Source organism: Delftia lacustris (assembly GCF_040267515.1).
GTDB lineage: Bacteria > Pseudomonadota > Gammaproteobacteria > Burkholderiales > Burkholderiaceae_C > Comamonas > Comamonas tsuruhatensis.
This window is the reverse complement of sequence record NZ_CP141274.1, coordinates 4,616,221-4,629,857: the sequence shown is the minus strand read 5'-3', so window position 1 is coordinate 4,629,857 and position 13,637 is coordinate 4,616,221. Positions and strand designations below refer to the sequence as shown.

The 13,637-nt window shown below is 65.4% G+C and carries 15 protein-coding genes and 1 tRNA gene; 6 read left to right on the top strand and 10 right to left on the bottom strand.

From position 1 onward, the window contains the following. Positions 1-33: 33 nt before the first annotated feature. The 6 genes from U6958_RS22525 to U6958_RS22500 all read left to right on the top strand — a co-directional run bounded on the left by U6958_RS22525 (position 34) and on the right by U6958_RS22500 (position 5,781). Positions 34-1,020: a tripartite tricarboxylate transporter substrate binding protein gene (locus U6958_RS22525; RefSeq protein WP_016453010.1), complete on the top strand. Its 987-nt coding sequence runs from the start codon at positions 34-36 to the stop codon at positions 1,018-1,020. 58 nt (positions 1,021-1,078) lie between these two features. Then, entirely contained in the window at positions 1,079-3,031 is a 1,953-nt protein-coding gene (gene uvrC, locus U6958_RS22520; RefSeq protein ID WP_016453009.1) for an excinuclease ABC subunit UvrC, read from the top strand. Between the two features lie 77 nt (positions 3,032-3,108). Further along, positions 3,109-3,678 carry a CDP-diacylglycerol--glycerol-3-phosphate 3-phosphatidyltransferase gene (gene pgsA / locus U6958_RS22515; RefSeq protein WP_026062576.1) on the top strand — a complete coding sequence of 190 codons (570 nt, stop codon included), beginning with the start codon at positions 3,109-3,111 and terminating at the stop codon, positions 3,676-3,678. 452 nt (positions 3,679-4,130) lie between these two features. Next, positions 4,131-4,403 carry an HU family DNA-binding protein gene (locus U6958_RS22510; protein ID WP_012204727.1) on the top strand — a complete coding sequence of 91 codons (273 nt, stop codon included), beginning with the start codon at positions 4,131-4,133 and terminating at the stop codon, positions 4,401-4,403. 14 nt (positions 4,404-4,417) lie between these two features. Further along, a tRNA-Val gene (locus U6958_RS22505) sits at positions 4,418-4,493 on the top strand. A 169-nt stretch (positions 4,494-4,662) separates the two neighbouring features. Continuing rightward, entirely contained in the window at positions 4,663-5,781 is a 1,119-nt protein-coding gene (locus tag U6958_RS22500; protein WP_074923021.1) for a site-specific integrase, read from the top strand. Here the strand turns inward: U6958_RS22500 and U6958_RS22495 are convergent. The 10 genes from U6958_RS22495 to U6958_RS22450 form a co-directional block, all read right to left on the bottom strand. Beyond that, positions 5,728-5,985, bottom strand: coding sequence for a helix-turn-helix domain-containing protein (locus U6958_RS22495; protein WP_074923022.1), 258 nt, complete (start codon positions 5,983-5,985; stop codon positions 5,728-5,730). The genes U6958_RS22500 and U6958_RS22495 overlap by 54 nt on opposite strands. Then, a complete protein-coding gene (locus U6958_RS22490) occupies positions 5,982-6,278 on the bottom strand; it encodes a hypothetical protein (RefSeq protein ID WP_143044617.1) in 297 nt (98 codons plus the stop codon). Before U6958_RS22490 ends, U6958_RS22495 begins: the two co-directional genes overlap by 4 nt. Further along, positions 6,275-6,892, bottom strand: a complete 618-nt coding sequence (locus tag U6958_RS22485; RefSeq protein ID WP_034369400.1) for a hypothetical protein — start codon at positions 6,890-6,892, stop codon at positions 6,275-6,277. The genes U6958_RS22490 and U6958_RS22485 overlap by 4 nt, the downstream gene beginning before the upstream one ends. After that, positions 6,889-7,128: a hypothetical protein gene (locus tag U6958_RS22480; protein WP_074923024.1), complete on the bottom strand. Its 240-nt coding sequence runs from the start codon at positions 7,126-7,128 to the stop codon at positions 6,889-6,891. The genes U6958_RS22485 and U6958_RS22480 overlap by 4 nt, the downstream gene beginning before the upstream one ends. Next, a complete protein-coding gene (locus tag U6958_RS22475; RefSeq protein WP_074923025.1) occupies positions 7,125-7,406 on the bottom strand; it encodes a hypothetical protein in 282 nt (93 codons plus the stop codon). Before U6958_RS22475 ends, U6958_RS22480 begins: the two co-directional genes overlap by 4 nt. Beyond that, on the bottom strand, positions 7,403-8,365 hold the full coding sequence (locus U6958_RS22470) for a hypothetical protein (RefSeq protein WP_350337285.1): 963 nt from the start codon (positions 8,363-8,365) through the stop codon (positions 7,403-7,405). The genes U6958_RS22475 and U6958_RS22470 overlap by 4 nt, the downstream gene beginning before the upstream one ends. A 3-nt stretch (positions 8,366-8,368) precedes the next feature. Then, on the bottom strand, positions 8,369-9,364 hold the full coding sequence (locus U6958_RS22465; RefSeq protein WP_074923562.1) for a hypothetical protein: 996 nt from the start codon (positions 9,362-9,364) through the stop codon (positions 8,369-8,371). Between the two features lie 100 nt (positions 9,365-9,464). Beyond that, positions 9,465-11,603: a DNA cytosine methyltransferase gene (locus U6958_RS22460; protein ID WP_074923561.1), complete on the bottom strand. Its 2,139-nt coding sequence runs from the start codon at positions 11,601-11,603 to the stop codon at positions 9,465-9,467. Beyond that, positions 11,600-12,046, bottom strand: coding sequence for a hypothetical protein (locus tag U6958_RS22455; RefSeq protein WP_074923560.1), 447 nt, complete (start codon positions 12,044-12,046; stop codon positions 11,600-11,602). The genes U6958_RS22460 and U6958_RS22455 overlap by 4 nt, the downstream gene beginning before the upstream one ends. Positions 12,047-12,123: 77 nt before the next feature. Beyond that, positions 12,124-13,155, bottom strand: a complete 1,032-nt coding sequence (locus U6958_RS22450; RefSeq protein WP_074923559.1) for a phage Gp37/Gp68 family protein — start codon at positions 13,153-13,155, stop codon at positions 12,124-12,126. Positions 13,156-13,637: the final 482 nt, after the last annotated feature.

Here is a 13,637-nt window from a genome sequence, read left to right as displayed (position 1 = left end):
TTCACAAGAACCGAGCAAACCAAGGAGACAAAGATGAAGAAGATTCAACGCAGACAGATCGCAGCCGTGGCCATGGCCATCGCAGGACTGGGCCTGGGCGGCACAGCCGCACTGGCGCAGGGCGGCTACCCCGCCAAGACCATCACCATGATCGTGCCGGCCGCAGCCGGCGGCACCACCGACCTGGCCGCGCGCATGGCGGCCCAGGCGCTGGCGCCGGTGATCGGCCAGTCGGTGGTGGTGGACAACAAGGGCGGTGGCAACGGCTCCATCGCGGCCAGCCTGGTCAAGCGTGCCGAGGCCGATGGCTACACCCTGCTCATGCAGTACTCGGGCTACCACGTGATCTCGCCCCACCTGACCAAGACCCGCACCTGGGAGCAGGGCGACTTCCAGCCCGTGGCCAATGTGCTGTCGGCGCCGCAGATCATCGTGGTGCGGTCCGAGCTGCCCGTGAAGACGCTGGCCGAACTCGTGGCCTATGCCAAGGCCAACCCGGGCAAGCTGAACTACGCCTCGTCGGGCAATGGCTCGCTGCAGCACGTGACGGGCGCCATGCTGGAGCAGCAGGCCGGCATCAAGATGGTCCACGTCCCCTACAAGGGCACCGGCCCCGCGCTGCAGGACCTGCTGGGTGGCCAGGTGGACCTGACCTTCGGCACGGCGCCGCCCTTCATGCCCCATGTGCAAAGCGGCAAGCTGCGCGTGCTGGCCGTCACCGGCACGCAGCGCCTGCCCAGCCTGCCGGATGCGCCCACCACGGCCGAGGCCGGCTACGCAGGCGTCAACGCCACCTCCTGGTTTGCCGTGTTCGCGCCCGCCGCCACGCCCAGGCCCGTGATCGACAAGCTCACGGCCGACCTCAAGAAGGTGGTGGAGAACCCGGCCTTCAAGCAAAAGGCGCAGGAGCAGGGCGCCACTGCCGACTACATGAACCCGCAGCAGCTCGGCGCCATGGTCAAGACCGACTGGGCCAACTGGGCCCAGGTGGTCAAGTCCTCGAAGATCGAGGCCGAGTAAGAGCCCGAGGGCCCGCAGGCCCGCTGCGGCGGGCCCGGGCAGCGGCCACAATAGGCGCATGTCCGAACCCCATTCCGATGAACTGCTGGCCCAGGTGGCAGCGCTGCCGGGCCTGCCCGGCGTCTACCGCTATTTCGACGCGGCAGGCACGCTGCTGTACGTGGGCAAGGCCATCAACCTCAAGCGCCGCGTCTCCAGCTACTTCACCAAGAACCATGGCGGCACGCGCATAGGCCACATGGTGGGCAAGATCGCCCGCATGGAGACCACGGTGGTGCGCTCCGAGGCCGAGGCCCTGCTGCTCGAAAACAATCTGATCAAGACGCAGCAACCCAAGTACAACATCCTGTTCAGGGACGACAAGAGCTATCCCTATCTGAAGATCACCGGCGTGGCCGCGCGCGACGGCCGGGATGGCGAGCCGGCCCACCAGCTCTTCGCCCGCATGGCCTACTACCGCGGCGCCGTGGACAAGCGCCACCGCTACTTCGGCCCCTATCCCAATGCCTGGGCCGTCAAGGAAAGCATCCAGCTGCTGCAAAAGGTCTTCAGGCTGCGCACCTGCGAGGACACGGTCTTCGCCAACCGCTCGCGGCCCTGCCTGCTCTACCAGATCAAGCGCTGCTCCGGCCCCTGCGTGGACCTGATCTCGCCCGAAGCCTATGCGCTGGATGTGCGCAATGCCGAGGCCATGCTGCGCGGCGAGACCCAGGAACTGCTGCGCCAGCTGGAGGCCCGCATGATGGAGCACGCCGGGCGCATGGAATACGAGCAGGCCGCCGAGGTGCGCAACCAGATGACGGCACTGTCGCGCGTGCTGCACCAGCAGGTCATAGAAACCGCCGACGACCGCGACGTGGACATCCTCGCCGTGAAGGTGCAGGGCGGCCGCGCCTGCGTGAACCTGGCCATGGTGCGCGGCGGCCGCCACCTGGGCGACCGGCCGTACTTTCCCGCCAACCTGGGCGATGCCGCCTCGGTCTACGCCGGCGAGGAAGAGGCCAGTCTTGCCGAGTCCGCGCGCCCGGTCGAGGAGATCGTGCTGGAGGCCTTCATCGCCCAGCACTACACCGGCGTGGCCGTGCCGCCCGTGCTCATCGTCAGCCACCCGGTGGACAAGAAACTGCTGGCGCTGCTGAGCGAGCAAGGCGGCGTGCGCATCACCGCCGTGCAGCAGCCGCGCGAGCAGCGGCGCATCTGGCTGGAGATGGCGCAAAAGAACGCCGACATCCAGATGGCCCGCCTGCTGGCCGAAGAAGGCTCGCAGCAGGCGCGCACGCGCGCGCTGGTCGAGGCGCTGGACCTGGCCTGCGAGAACCTGGACGAACTCACCATCGAATGCTTCGACATCTCGCACACGGCAGGCGAGGCCACGCAGGCCTCCTGCGTGGTCTTCCATCACCACAAGATGCAAAGCAGCGAATACCGGCGCTTCAACATCGAAGGCATCACGGGCGGCGACGACTATGCCGCCATGCGCCAGGTGCTGACGCGCCGCTACAGCCGCGTGGCCGAGGCGCAAAGAGAGGCGGGCGGTGCCGAGCTCACCGGCAAGCAGCCGCAACTGCCGGACCTGGTACTGGTCGACGGTGGCAAGGGCCAGGTCAGCATGGCGCGCGAAGTCTTCGAGCAGCTGGGGCTCGATGTCTCGCGCATCGTGGGCGTGGAAAAGGGCGAGGGGCGCAAGGTCGGCCTGGAAGAACTGGTCTTTGCCGACGGGCGCGAGAAGATCTACCTGGGCTACGACTCGGCCGCGCTGATGCTGGTGGCCCAGATCCGCGACGAGGCCCACCGCTTCGCCATCACCGGCATGCGCGCGGCGCGCGCCAAGGTGCGCGTGGGCGGCGGCAAGCTCGAGGAGATTCCGGGCGTGGGCCCCAAGAAGCGCGCGCGCCTGCTGCAGCGCTTCGGCGGCGTGCGCGGCGTGTCGGAAGCCACGGTGGAAGACCTGTGCAGCGTGGACGGCATCTCGGCCGCGCTGGCTGAAGATATCTACCGTGCATTGCATTGAAACGACTGTCCCGCGGGCTGCACCGCAGGCCCGCAAACAGAACCTCAAACACCAAGGTACGTGACACAATGGCGGCCATGTTTCTCACAATCCCCACCTTGATGACCTGTACGCGGATCGTCGCGATTCCGCTGATCGTCGGGGTGTTCTATGCGCCTTTCGACGTGGCGACCCGCAACCTGGTCGCCACGGTCATGTTCATCGTCTTCGCGGCCACCGACTGGCTCGACGGCTACCTGGCGCGCAAGCTCAACCAGACATCGGCCTTCGGCGCCTTCCTCGATCCCGTGGCCGACAAGTTCCTGGTCTGCGCCTCGCTGCTGGTGCTGGTGCATCTGCAGCGCACCGATGTATTCGTGGCCCTGATCATCATCGGCCGCGAGATCGCCATCTCGGCCCTGCGCGAGTGGATGGCGCACCTGGGCGCGGGCAAGAGCGTGGCCGTGCACATGCTGGGCAAGCTCAAGACCACGGCGCAGATGGTGGCCATCCCCTTCCTGCTGTACGACGGCCGTGTGTTCGGCATGATCGACACCGGCGTCTGGGGCCAGGTGCTGATCTGGGTGGCCGCCGTGCTCACCGTCTGGTCCATGGTGTACTACCTGCAAAAAGCCCTGCCCGAGATCCGCGCGCGGGTCACGCACTGAGGGCGTTGCGGATCGCTCCCCCAGCCCATGCGCCTGACATGCGGGGCGGTCTGGGGTGCTCTTCTTTTGGAAGCATATGAGTGAGGCAGGGCAGCTGCTGCAGCCTTGCCGGCGCGCAGCACCAAGGCGCATTGCAGCACTGGCAAGGCCTGCGGCGGGCAAGTCCATTGTCAACCCTTGTCAATTCGTGAAGCCGCTAGCACCCGCTGCGCGCAAAAAACCGGCCGCAAAGCCAAAGCTGGCGCCAAAACCGCATAGAATCGTGCCCTGTCGTTGCGATGCACAGCGTGCATTGACACCTGGAAGGTCGATGGCTTTAATTCACCGATGCCTGCCCCGAGGCAAGCGTCGAACGGCAAGCCAGATTCCGTATCCGTCGCGCCGGGTTTCTGGTCGCGCCAAGTTGGTGGCCGCAGAGACATTCCATTCACTTATTTCTCCAGAGGCATCTTGTGAATAAAACCGAACTGATTGAGCACATCGCTAACAACGCCGACATCTCCAAGGCTGCGGCTGCTCGCGCACTGGATTCCACGATTGAGGCTGTGAAGAAAACCCTCAAAAAGGGTGGTACAGTGTCGCTCGTTGGTTTTGGTACATTCGCCGTTGGCAAGCGCGCCGCCCGCACGGGCCGCAACCCCCGCACCGGCGAGACCATCAAGATCAAGGCCGCCAAGGTTCCCAAGTTCCGTCCGGGCAAGGCATTGAAGGATGCCCTGAACTGACACCAGTCAAGGTGGGGTGCTTAGCTCAGTTGGTAGAGCGGCGCCCTTACAAGGCGTAGGTCAGCGGTTCGACCCCGTTAGCACCCACCACTAAAAACTGAATGAAATCAAGGCCCTAGAGACATCTAGGGCCTTTTTCTTTGCCCGTTTTACCGCCCTCAATGGTAGCCAAAGGGAGCGTCTACCAGCCAAGAACAGTTGTCTACCATCCTGCCTGGGCGTAGACTCGCGCCCCATTTGCAGCACATCGGAGGCCAGCTTGGCAGGCAAGAAACAGTTCCCCAATGGCACCTGGCAGTACACGTTCAAGCGTCGGGGCGTGCTGGACAAACCGCTCTATCTGACCTTTGCAACTGAGGCCGAGGGCGACGAGTATGCGGCCAGGCTGGATGCGCTGTTGTCACGCGGCATCGTGCCCGCTGAGCATCAGAAGGCTGAGGTGGTGCTGACGATTAAGGAGCTGGTGCGCGAATACGAGCGTGATGCGCATCCCTCGCCTAAGGACCGGAGCGCCCTGGGTACCATCATCGAAACCCGCGGCCACTATCCGCTGAGCGAGATCAATGCGGCGTGGGTCGATGGTTGGATCACTGAGATGAAACGGGTGGAGAACCTGGCGCCGGCAACGATACGCGCGAAGGTGGGCGCGCTGGCCAGGTGTACAGACTGGGGCATGCGGAAAGGGCTGCTGTCCCTTCCGGATCACCCGTTGCGCACGCTGCCAGACGGTTATGCGCAATACACGAAGACCGATGCGGCCCTCGCAGAGGGTGGCGCGCGCACTGATGTGGAGCGTGACCGGCGCCTGGAGCGTGGTGAGTACGAGGCCGTGCTGGCCGTGATTGATGGGGGAGTGCTCGCGCGAAAGCAGAGGCCGCTGAAGCTGGAGCACCAGGCAGCGCTGCGGTGCCTGTTTGTCCTGGCCGTGGAGACGGCCATGCGGATGCGCGAGATGTACACGCTGACGCTCGCGCAGGTGGACCTGCCGCGGCGAACGGTGTTTTTGGACAAGACCAAGAACGGGGATAAGCGGCAGGTGCCGCTATCCTCGGTGGCAGTGGAGGTGCTAAAGGGCTACCTGCAGGGCCTGGTTGTGCCCAGCCCGCAGTCGTTGATTTTTCCCTGGTGGTCTAAGCGTGATGAAGATCTGCATGCCACCACGGATTATTTGTCGAATCTGTATGCGGGGATCATGGAGCAGGCCGGCGCCAAGGGCCTGCGATTTCATGATCTGCGCCACGAAGCGACCAGCCGCCTGTTTGAGCGAACCACGCTGAGCGAGACGCAGATCATGAAGATCACAGGCCACAAGACGCAGCGCATGCTAATGCGCTATGCGAACCTGCGGGGCACGGACCTTGCTAATGCTCTTTGGTGAGCGCTTGCGCAGCAGTCGGTCCGCCGTCTGCTGGAGGATGGCTTTCTCGGCGTAGCGCACCACGTCGCGGCGCATGAGGACATAGGCCCTGCCAATTTTGCCTGCCGGAATCTCGCCGTCGCGCACCAGGTCCTCGGCTGTCTTGACGTGGATTTTGAGGATTTCCGCCGCTTCTCGAATGTTGAGTGTTTCGCTGTTAGTCATTGTTTTTGCTCTCCATCGTCGCTGATGAATCGGTCCATGCAGCCGAGGCAGATTCGGTACTGCCCCCAGAAGTCGCCATCAACCAAGGCGCGCTCATAGCGGTAGTACGTGCCGGGCTCGATGCTGTGATCCTGCTTGCCATTCAGGCTGAAGCAGGTGTGCTTTTTTTTCGCCTTCACAATCTTTTTGGTGCGGCAGGTCAATTCGGCCTCATCCCCCATGAATGGGTCGTAAGAGAGATAGTCCGCTTCGCTGTGCTTGCCGCCTGGCATGGGTGTTGGTGCTGTGGTCACGGGGTCTGTCCTTTCTCGGCGTCGTACTGCGCAATTGCCCAGACGATGGCGCGGCAGCACCAGATGTAGTGGTAGTCCCAGGTCATTCCGTCCGGGGCGCCGTCGCTCAGGTCGAATCGGAAAAGCACCTTCGCGCCTGGGCCGCCATCGCGGAAGGAGAAGTTGCGCAACACATCGACGGCGCCGTATTCATCCGGCTCGCTGTCCAGTGCCTCGATGAGCTCATCGCGCGCTTCCAGCCGCTGGAACGGATTCATGTCTTCTGTCGATCCATCGAATTCGGCCAGCGCCGCAGCGCGGAACGTGTCCCAGTCGAAGCTGCGCGCACGGTCTCGGCCGTCTGTGATCTTCTCCTTCCAGTAGCCCGGGTTGATGCGCGAGCCGCTGGAGCGGAAAAACTCGAACATGTCCTTCTGGCGCGTGAATGTGAACGTCTCGCAGTCGCCCGTGATGACCAGCCGATCAGGCCAGGTCACGATGTCGAACCAGCAGAAACCGCCGCCGGACAGGCGGAAGCGCAGATGCCGGTAGAGGCCGTCGTCGCGCAAGGCTTCCATAGTCCAGCTGGCCATGTCCTTGTCGAACTGCTCTTGTGTGGGTTCGTAGTCTTTCACGATGCAGGTCCTTTCTGCTGCGCCTGGGCGCGCTGCTTCCGCTCCCATGCCTCGATCTCGCCGACCGTCATGAACGAGTAGCTGTCGCAACCGCATGTCGGGCAAGCGTTGCGGGTGCAGCGCAGGCTGCCGATGGTGCTGGGCACCTTGTTCAGGTCGGTCTCGTAGCCCCGCCAGCTGCAGCGCGTGCGGCCGCAGCGGATCGGCGCCGTGCCGAACGGTGGGTGTTCTTTCATGTGCTCTCCTTGTGCCCAGTGGGGCGCGCGCGGATGGCGGCGGCGCAAGTCCTTGCCGTGTCGGCGCGCTGCTCGTCGCCCCAATCCAGGTTGATTCGCTGCTGGGTGTCGCATGCCTTCGCGCAGGCCTCGCGTTCAGCGGAGGCCACCATGGCGGCAAACGAAAGCAGCCTGTCCAGGTCCGTGCCGACCCAGGTCTTTGGCAAGCCCTGGTCCGCCGGAAAGATGCGTCCGAAGCCCGTTGCGCAGGCCATGGCGATCACGTCGTCGCGCGTCATGCCGACCCCTTGGCTGCTGCCTGGGCTGCGACACGGACGCGCACGAGTTCAAGCTCGTCGTCCTCGTAGCAGTCGCGGAACGACTCGCCGATGGTTGGGACGCCGAAGCCGCCGTGCCCGGCGCCCTCACCAGTCAGGGTCCATCGAGCGTCCTTCTCGTGCTTGAAGATCACGCCTTCGCCACAGGGCGCAAGCACGGCCCAGAACTCGCGCTCGCCTTTTGCATCCACTGCAGGCGCAGCAGGTGCTGCCCGACGTGCTTGCGCCGCAATGTCTTCGCGGAATGCATCCCAGGCTGCGTCGCGCGGCTCTTCGATGTCCTGCCCAAGCCAATCCTGTGCTTCGCAGAGGTCGCGCGCGGTGGAAAGCGCCACGTCCTCATCCCATCCACCCTGGCAGAGGAAGCTGCGCACCTCCGCGATCCATTCGGAGCGGCTGATGGGCATAGGAAGGCGCAGGGCGGCCATCAGTTCCTCGGCTGCGGCCTTGTCGCCATTTACCCATGCCAGCGTGGTGCCGTCCTCGCGCTCGATGCTGTACCGGGCCTCAATCCCATCCAGGTACTGGTGCGCGCCGTCGTCGGCCAACTCGTACCTACCCGAGGGCGCAGCAGGTGCCTGGGGCGCTGCTGCCAGCATCAGTGCGCGAGAAAAGCCCTCTTGTGTTGGCCAGGTTGCCCAGCCGAATTGATCGAGCCGGAAAAAGCCGTCGTCACACCTGCCCCATGTGTACGTTGCACCGTCGTCAACGTTTCGGTACGTGCCAAGGCATGTAGCTCCCGAGGGGAGACTCAAGAAATCTGCCGGCATCGTCCGTGCCACATCTGCAAGCTGCAGACTGTTCGCCTTGCGCCATGCATGTGCGAGCTGCCGCAGTTCCCACACTGTGAGCGGTGCATGCTCCCCGCGTGCTGCGTGCTCCTCGATCATCTTGATCGTTGTTTCAGTGACCTGTCCCATGGCTCAGCCCTCCCGGACTCGTTGGATTGCGGCGCCGGGCGGCACGATCAGCACGCCCTGCGGATCGCTGGCAATGTCGCGTGCATCGCGCGGTTCGCCGGTGTATGGGTTGAACAGCACGGGTGGCACGTAGCGACCCTTCGGCGCGATGTAGCCAGTCGTGCGGGGTGGCGGGGCTGCAGGCGCTTCCAGGGCAGCAGGTGCCTGCAGGTGCGTTTCCGCGATGAGCGTCGTGCGGGCGCCGCACTCGGGGCATGCCGTTGTCATCGTGCCCACGCGGTTGCAGCCCGGGCATTTATCTTCGGCGGGGCTATCGCCAGTCCAACGGCAGGTGTTGCACGCAGCCTTGCCGTCGGCTGCGTCGTTGATGCCGATGTGGCCGCAGCAGTCGCACTGCAGCACTGCCACAGACGTGCGCGAGGGGGCCGCAGGCGCTTCCAGGGCGGGCGCTGCCTGTGTGGTGGGCGCGGCAGCCATCGAGTGGAATGCAAAGGCACCATCAAGGAATGCACCAGCGAACTTGCGTGCCATGTTCTGGCACTCGGCCTCTCGGCCGACATAGAGCTGCTGCACGCCGTCTCCTGCAACTACCGCGTGGCTCCAAAGCATGCTTGCGTGAGAGGGCACGACTTTGTAGCGAGCGAGCGCCATGGCATCCATTTGCTCATGAGGGTACTCGCCCTGAGGCGCCACAGCGGGAGGCGCTTCCAGGGCGGGCGCTGCGACGGCAGGCTCGCCAGCACGCACCAGGGCGACGGAGTGGCTTTCTGCCTTGCGGCGTGTCTCCGCGCCGTATTCCGTGGACATGTCGTGCTTGTGAGCAGCGCTGATCACGTTCAGCGTCTCGGGATGCATCCACGCCACCACGCCCTGGGGCGCAACAGCGGCAGGAGCTGCCCCGGCGAGGCCCTGCAGCATGCTGATGTCGCGGAAGAAGATATTGCCGTCGCTGTGCACGATTCCGCCAGCGGCGCGGATGGCTTCAAGGGTGATCGTCATGGGTTGCTCCTGTCGATTTGCCAGTGGCTGGCAGTGGTGTTGATGACGTGGCCTGCGCGCTGCAGCAGCTTCTGGCACGCGGCCTGGGGTGGGGTCGGGGTCAAGCGGCGACTCCGTAGATCAGCGCCTCATGGGCGAAGTTGGCGCGGGCCAGCGCCTCGGCCAGCGGTGGGCAGACACTGTTGCCGCACATGCGGACCTGGGCGGTGGTGCTCAGGTCGATGAGGGGCACGTCCCGTGGGTCGGCGGCTTGCTTGCCACCTCGGAACAGCAGGGCTGGGTCAGGCACGCGCTCGAAGTGGTAGTCGCGCGGGAAGCCCTGGGCGCGGAAAAGCTCGCGCGGCTTGAGCATGCGCAGCGTGATGTCCACCAGCACCCACCATTGCCCGGCGTGCCACATGAGCACCAGCTCGGCGGGGTCCGGGAAGTGCTCGGGCAGGTGCTTGTGCAGCAGTTCGGCGCACAGCCGGGCCCGCTCGGCGTGCTCGGGCGCCAGCGTTGCGGCCGGAACCTGGCTGGTCTGCACAAGGCCCATGCGTGCCTTCGTGGGCACCGTGTGCATGGGCTCGCTGCAGGCGCTGTCCTGGCCACCCTCGCTGTAGTACTTCACCAGGTAGGCCGTGATCAGGCGCTGCTGCGTGCCGCTGGATGTGACCGTGGACATGGGGTCAGCCGCGCTGCGGCCGTCTCCGTCGTAGAACCCGCCGTTGGCTTGCTCCAGGCACGCGGCCACCATGGCCTGCTCACCCCGGTTGGCGCCGGTGATGGTGCGCAGGGGCTCGCGCGGATCGTTGCCGGTGCGCTCGCCTTGGTGCGTGAGGTGGGTCAGGTGCACGGCAGCCAGCGCGCTGGTGCCGCCGCTGGCCGTGACCGTGTTGAGCGGCACCTCCAGGCTGCGCGCGCCGTGGCTCCAGCGCTTGCCACCGGCAGGCCCTTCGCCGTGGCCCATGTCCACCAGGTGTGCGGCCACCAGGCCCATCTGGATGCCAGTGCTGGGCCGCTTTGGCGTGCCGCCAGCCGTCACCGTTGGCAGGGGCGCGTCTACCGCGCTGCCCACGCTCCCGGTGTTGAACTTCGTGATGTGGGCCATGGCCAGGGCGCTTTTGACGCCGCCGGCCACCACAGTGCCCAGAGGTGCCGTGATGTCCTGCACGCGCGGCTGCTGGCCCTCGCGCTCGCCATAGCCGATGGTGACCAGGTTGGCGCCCACCAGGGCGTGGTGCGTGCCGGACGCGGCAACCGTGGACAGCGGGGCATCCACGGCATGGCCGACCAGGTGCTGCTCGGACGTGCCGCGCAGCGGGGCCATGACGGGCGCCATCACGGGCTGGGCCACAGCGCGGTGGTTCTGCGTGGTCACGGTGCCGATTGGGCGGTCTGTCGCTGCAGGCCGGCCCGAATAAACCGGGCCGCCGGCACCGACGATGAACGGGCTGGCACTGGTCAGCACATGGCGCCACAGACCCTTTGCGACACGGCGCATGGTGTTGTCCACCAGCGGGCGCTTGCGGCCGAACACGCTTTCGGCCGGCAGGCCGAAGTCGATGCATTCGGCGGCCGTGCGGTGCGCAGCCAGCTTGCCGGCGATCACGCGGCGGTCGGTGGGCTCGGCGTGGGTTTGCTCGGGCCAGACGATGGGCAGACCGTCGCGGCGGGCCACCAAGAACAGGCGCTTGCGGATCGTGGGCGTGCCGTGGTCGCTGGCGCGCAGCTCGCGCCAGTCCACCTGGTAGCCGTGGGCCTTGAGCTGGCGCACGAACGACTGGAAGGTCTTGCCGCGGCGCGCGGGGTCCGGCCGGGCCAGGCCATCGGGGCCGACGAGGATCGGGCCCCAGGTCTGGAACTCCTCCACGTTCTCCAGCATGAGCACGCGGGGCTTGCACATGGCCACCCAGCGCATACCCACCCAGGCCAGGCCACGGATGTGCTTGCTGACTGGCGTGCCGCCCTTGGCCTTGGAGAAATGCTTGCAGTCAGGCGACAGCCAGACCAGCGCCACGGGCTGATTGCCTGTGACCTGGATGGGGTTCACGTCCCAGACCGATTCGCACAGATGAAGCGTGTGCGGATGGTTGGCCGCGTGCATGGCAAGCGCCTCGGGGTCGTGGTTGATGGCGATGTCCACGGGCCGGCCGAACGCGGCTTCCAGGCCTGTGCTGGTGCCGCCGCCGCCGGCAAAATTGTCAATCACCAACTCATTGGGGAATGGCAGGGCCATGGAGAACTGGTCTCGCTTCATGTGCGTTCTTTCCTGGGTCTTTGGTGGCCGCGCCAAGGCTTGCCGCGGAGAAGGGGTTTGCTGACGGCGATGTCCATGGGGGCGCCCGCCTTGAGCCGCCGCCACAACGTTCCAACTGCCAGGCCGTAGCGTTCCGCCCAGGCCGCAATGGGCAAGGACTCGCCTTGGAACTCGATCAGCACGTTGTTCGAGCGATTGCGGGCCTGCTGCTTGTCAGTTGCCCAAATGCAGTTGCTTGGGCAATAGGGCTGGCTGCGGTCAAGGCGTTCAATCGACAGGCCCGGCGGGGCAGGGCCCATATCCGCCAGGAAGTTCTCGTAGCGTTCCCAGCGTGCGCAGACGCTCACGCCAGCGCCGCCGTAGTTTGGATAGCTGATGTGCTTCGGGTTGCTGCACCGGGCACGCATCCCGCGCCAGATGGATCTGGTCCTGTCGCGCTTCATCGGATGGGGTTCCTTTGGGCCAATAAAAAGCCCACACGGCATGCACCGAGTGGGCTTCGGGGGGAGGGGATATGGGATCAGCTGACGGGCGTCTCGTCCCAGGTGCGGCCGTCCAGCTGGCGGCCTGCGGCCTTCTTTCCAACGAGGGTGACCTCTTCATCGCCACCGAAGAAATTCACGCCTTCGGTGCCGTCGTGGAGAGAGCCATCGCCGCGGATGTACGCGAGCCGCTTGTAGGGCAGGCTGGCCTGCTCATCGGAGCAGAACGCGGTGGCCAGCCATTCGCCGTGCTGCTTGAACAAGAAGGCCACGCCGGCAGCGTTGCACTGGTCGCGCAGGCTGCGTGCCCAGTCCGGATGCATGGGCCGCGCGCCGGGGCCGCTCTCGCCGCCCACGATCACCCAATGGATGCCGCTCTGGATCAGCCAGGGCTGGCAGATCTTCGAGCCTCCGCCTTGGTCAAGGTCTGGCCCGGGGCGAGGACGCTCCAGATTCACGGGCCCCAGAAGCGGCTCCATGCTCAGGAAGCGCACGCGCGCCGCCACGGCCAGCAGCTTGTGAATGTCGCGGTCGGCCTCAGGCTGGCTGGTGATGGTGGCACCCAGCCACACGTTGCTGGGCGGGGTGTCGTCTTCGGTCCAGTCCTGGAGCCACTGCGACAGCGGCTGCGCATCCACGGCAGGCCAGTTGTCCAGCACCCAGTTGTGGGCCTCCTGCAGGCGCTGCAGCACGATGCCGATACGCTTGGTCAGCAGAAGCCAGTCGAGGTGCGGCGTGGTGCGCACCAGCTCAAGCAGGTCCACCAGCCATTCGATAGGAACAGCGTTGTCGAACACATCCGCCAGCGAGGCGCAGAAAACGCGCTGGCGGCGGCCATGCTGCACCATGAATGCATCGGCCTGGGCGTTCCAGCGGCGCGGCATGGCCCAGGTGGCAGGGCTGGTGCGGCGGCGCCGTGCGCCTGGACCCCAATTCACAGCATGGCCACCGGCGAAGCGCGCGTTGCGCGTCTCGGCATAGCAGTGGTCACAGCCCGGGCCCACCTTCTGGCAGCCTTCCCAGGGGTTGAACGTGTGGTCGGTCCATTCGATCTTGCTGTTCTCGGACATTGCGGCTCCATGAGAAAAGCCAGCTCGGGGGCTGGCTTTGGAAGGGGGAGGGGAGGTATCAGGACAGCGCCCATGCGCTGTGCTCATGCCCTCGGTGGTCAGGCGGGCATATCAGGCAGCTCGTGCCATTTGCTTGGGTTGACAACCTGCGGAGAGTAGTAGTCGGCGTTTACGATCTCGAATCGCCCATCTTCTGTGCGCTCAACATGTGCAACTCCCGTGTTGGGACGATCTTCTGCGCTGCGCCCCACAAGGGTCCCGCCAGTTACAAGAAATTCACCGCTTAGCGGGGCCGTCTCAATAGGTTGCCAATTACTCATGTGCTCACTCCAAGGCATATTCAATGACCGCAGGGGAGCCCTTCGCCCTCCGTCAGCGGGGAAGGAGCCAACGCGCCGCAGCTCAGGCATCGCATCGATGGCGCAGGGGCAGCTGGCTGGTGTGCGCTGCACTTCACCGCCAGGACGCCGTCTGGATAGGCC

What these genes read in the sequence shown, in the direction of transcription:
- U6958_RS22460 (WP_074923561.1), bottom strand. Translation starts at nt 11,603, where the DNA reads ATGAAGCGAGACCAGTTCTCCATGGCCCTGCCATTCCCCAATGAGTTG.
- pgsA (WP_026062576.1), top strand. Translation starts at nt 3,109, where the DNA reads ATGTTTCTCACAATCCCCACCTTGATGACCTGTACGCGGATCGTCGCG.
- uvrC (WP_016453009.1), top strand. Translation starts at nt 1,079, where the DNA reads ATGTCCGAACCCCATTCCGATGAACTGCTGGCCCAGGTGGCAGCGCTG.
- U6958_RS22525 (WP_016453010.1), top strand. Translation starts at nt 34, where the DNA reads ATGAAGAAGATTCAACGCAGACAGATCGCAGCCGTGGCCATGGCCATC.
- U6958_RS22480 (WP_074923024.1), bottom strand. Translation starts at nt 7,128, where the DNA reads ATGAAAGAACACCCACCGTTCGGCACGGCGCCGATCCGCTGCGGCCGC.
- U6958_RS22450 (WP_074923559.1), bottom strand. Translation starts at nt 13,155, where the DNA reads ATGTCCGAGAACAGCAAGATCGAATGGACCGACCACACGTTCAACCCC.
- U6958_RS22475 (WP_074923025.1), bottom strand. Translation starts at nt 7,406, where the DNA reads ATGACGCGCGACGACGTGATCGCCATGGCCTGCGCAACGGGCTTCGGA.
- U6958_RS22495 (WP_074923022.1), bottom strand. Translation starts at nt 5,985, where the DNA reads ATGACTAACAGCGAAACACTCAACATTCGAGAAGCGGCGGAAATCCTC.
- U6958_RS22465 (WP_074923562.1), bottom strand. Translation starts at nt 9,364, where the DNA reads ATGACGATCACCCTTGAAGCCATCCGCGCCGCTGGCGGAATCGTGCAC.
- U6958_RS22470 (WP_350337285.1), bottom strand. Translation starts at nt 8,365, where the DNA reads ATGGGACAGGTCACTGAAACAACGATCAAGATGATCGAGGAGCACGCA.
- U6958_RS22455 (WP_074923560.1), bottom strand. Translation starts at nt 12,046, where the DNA reads ATGAAGCGCGACAGGACCAGATCCATCTGGCGCGGGATGCGTGCCCGG.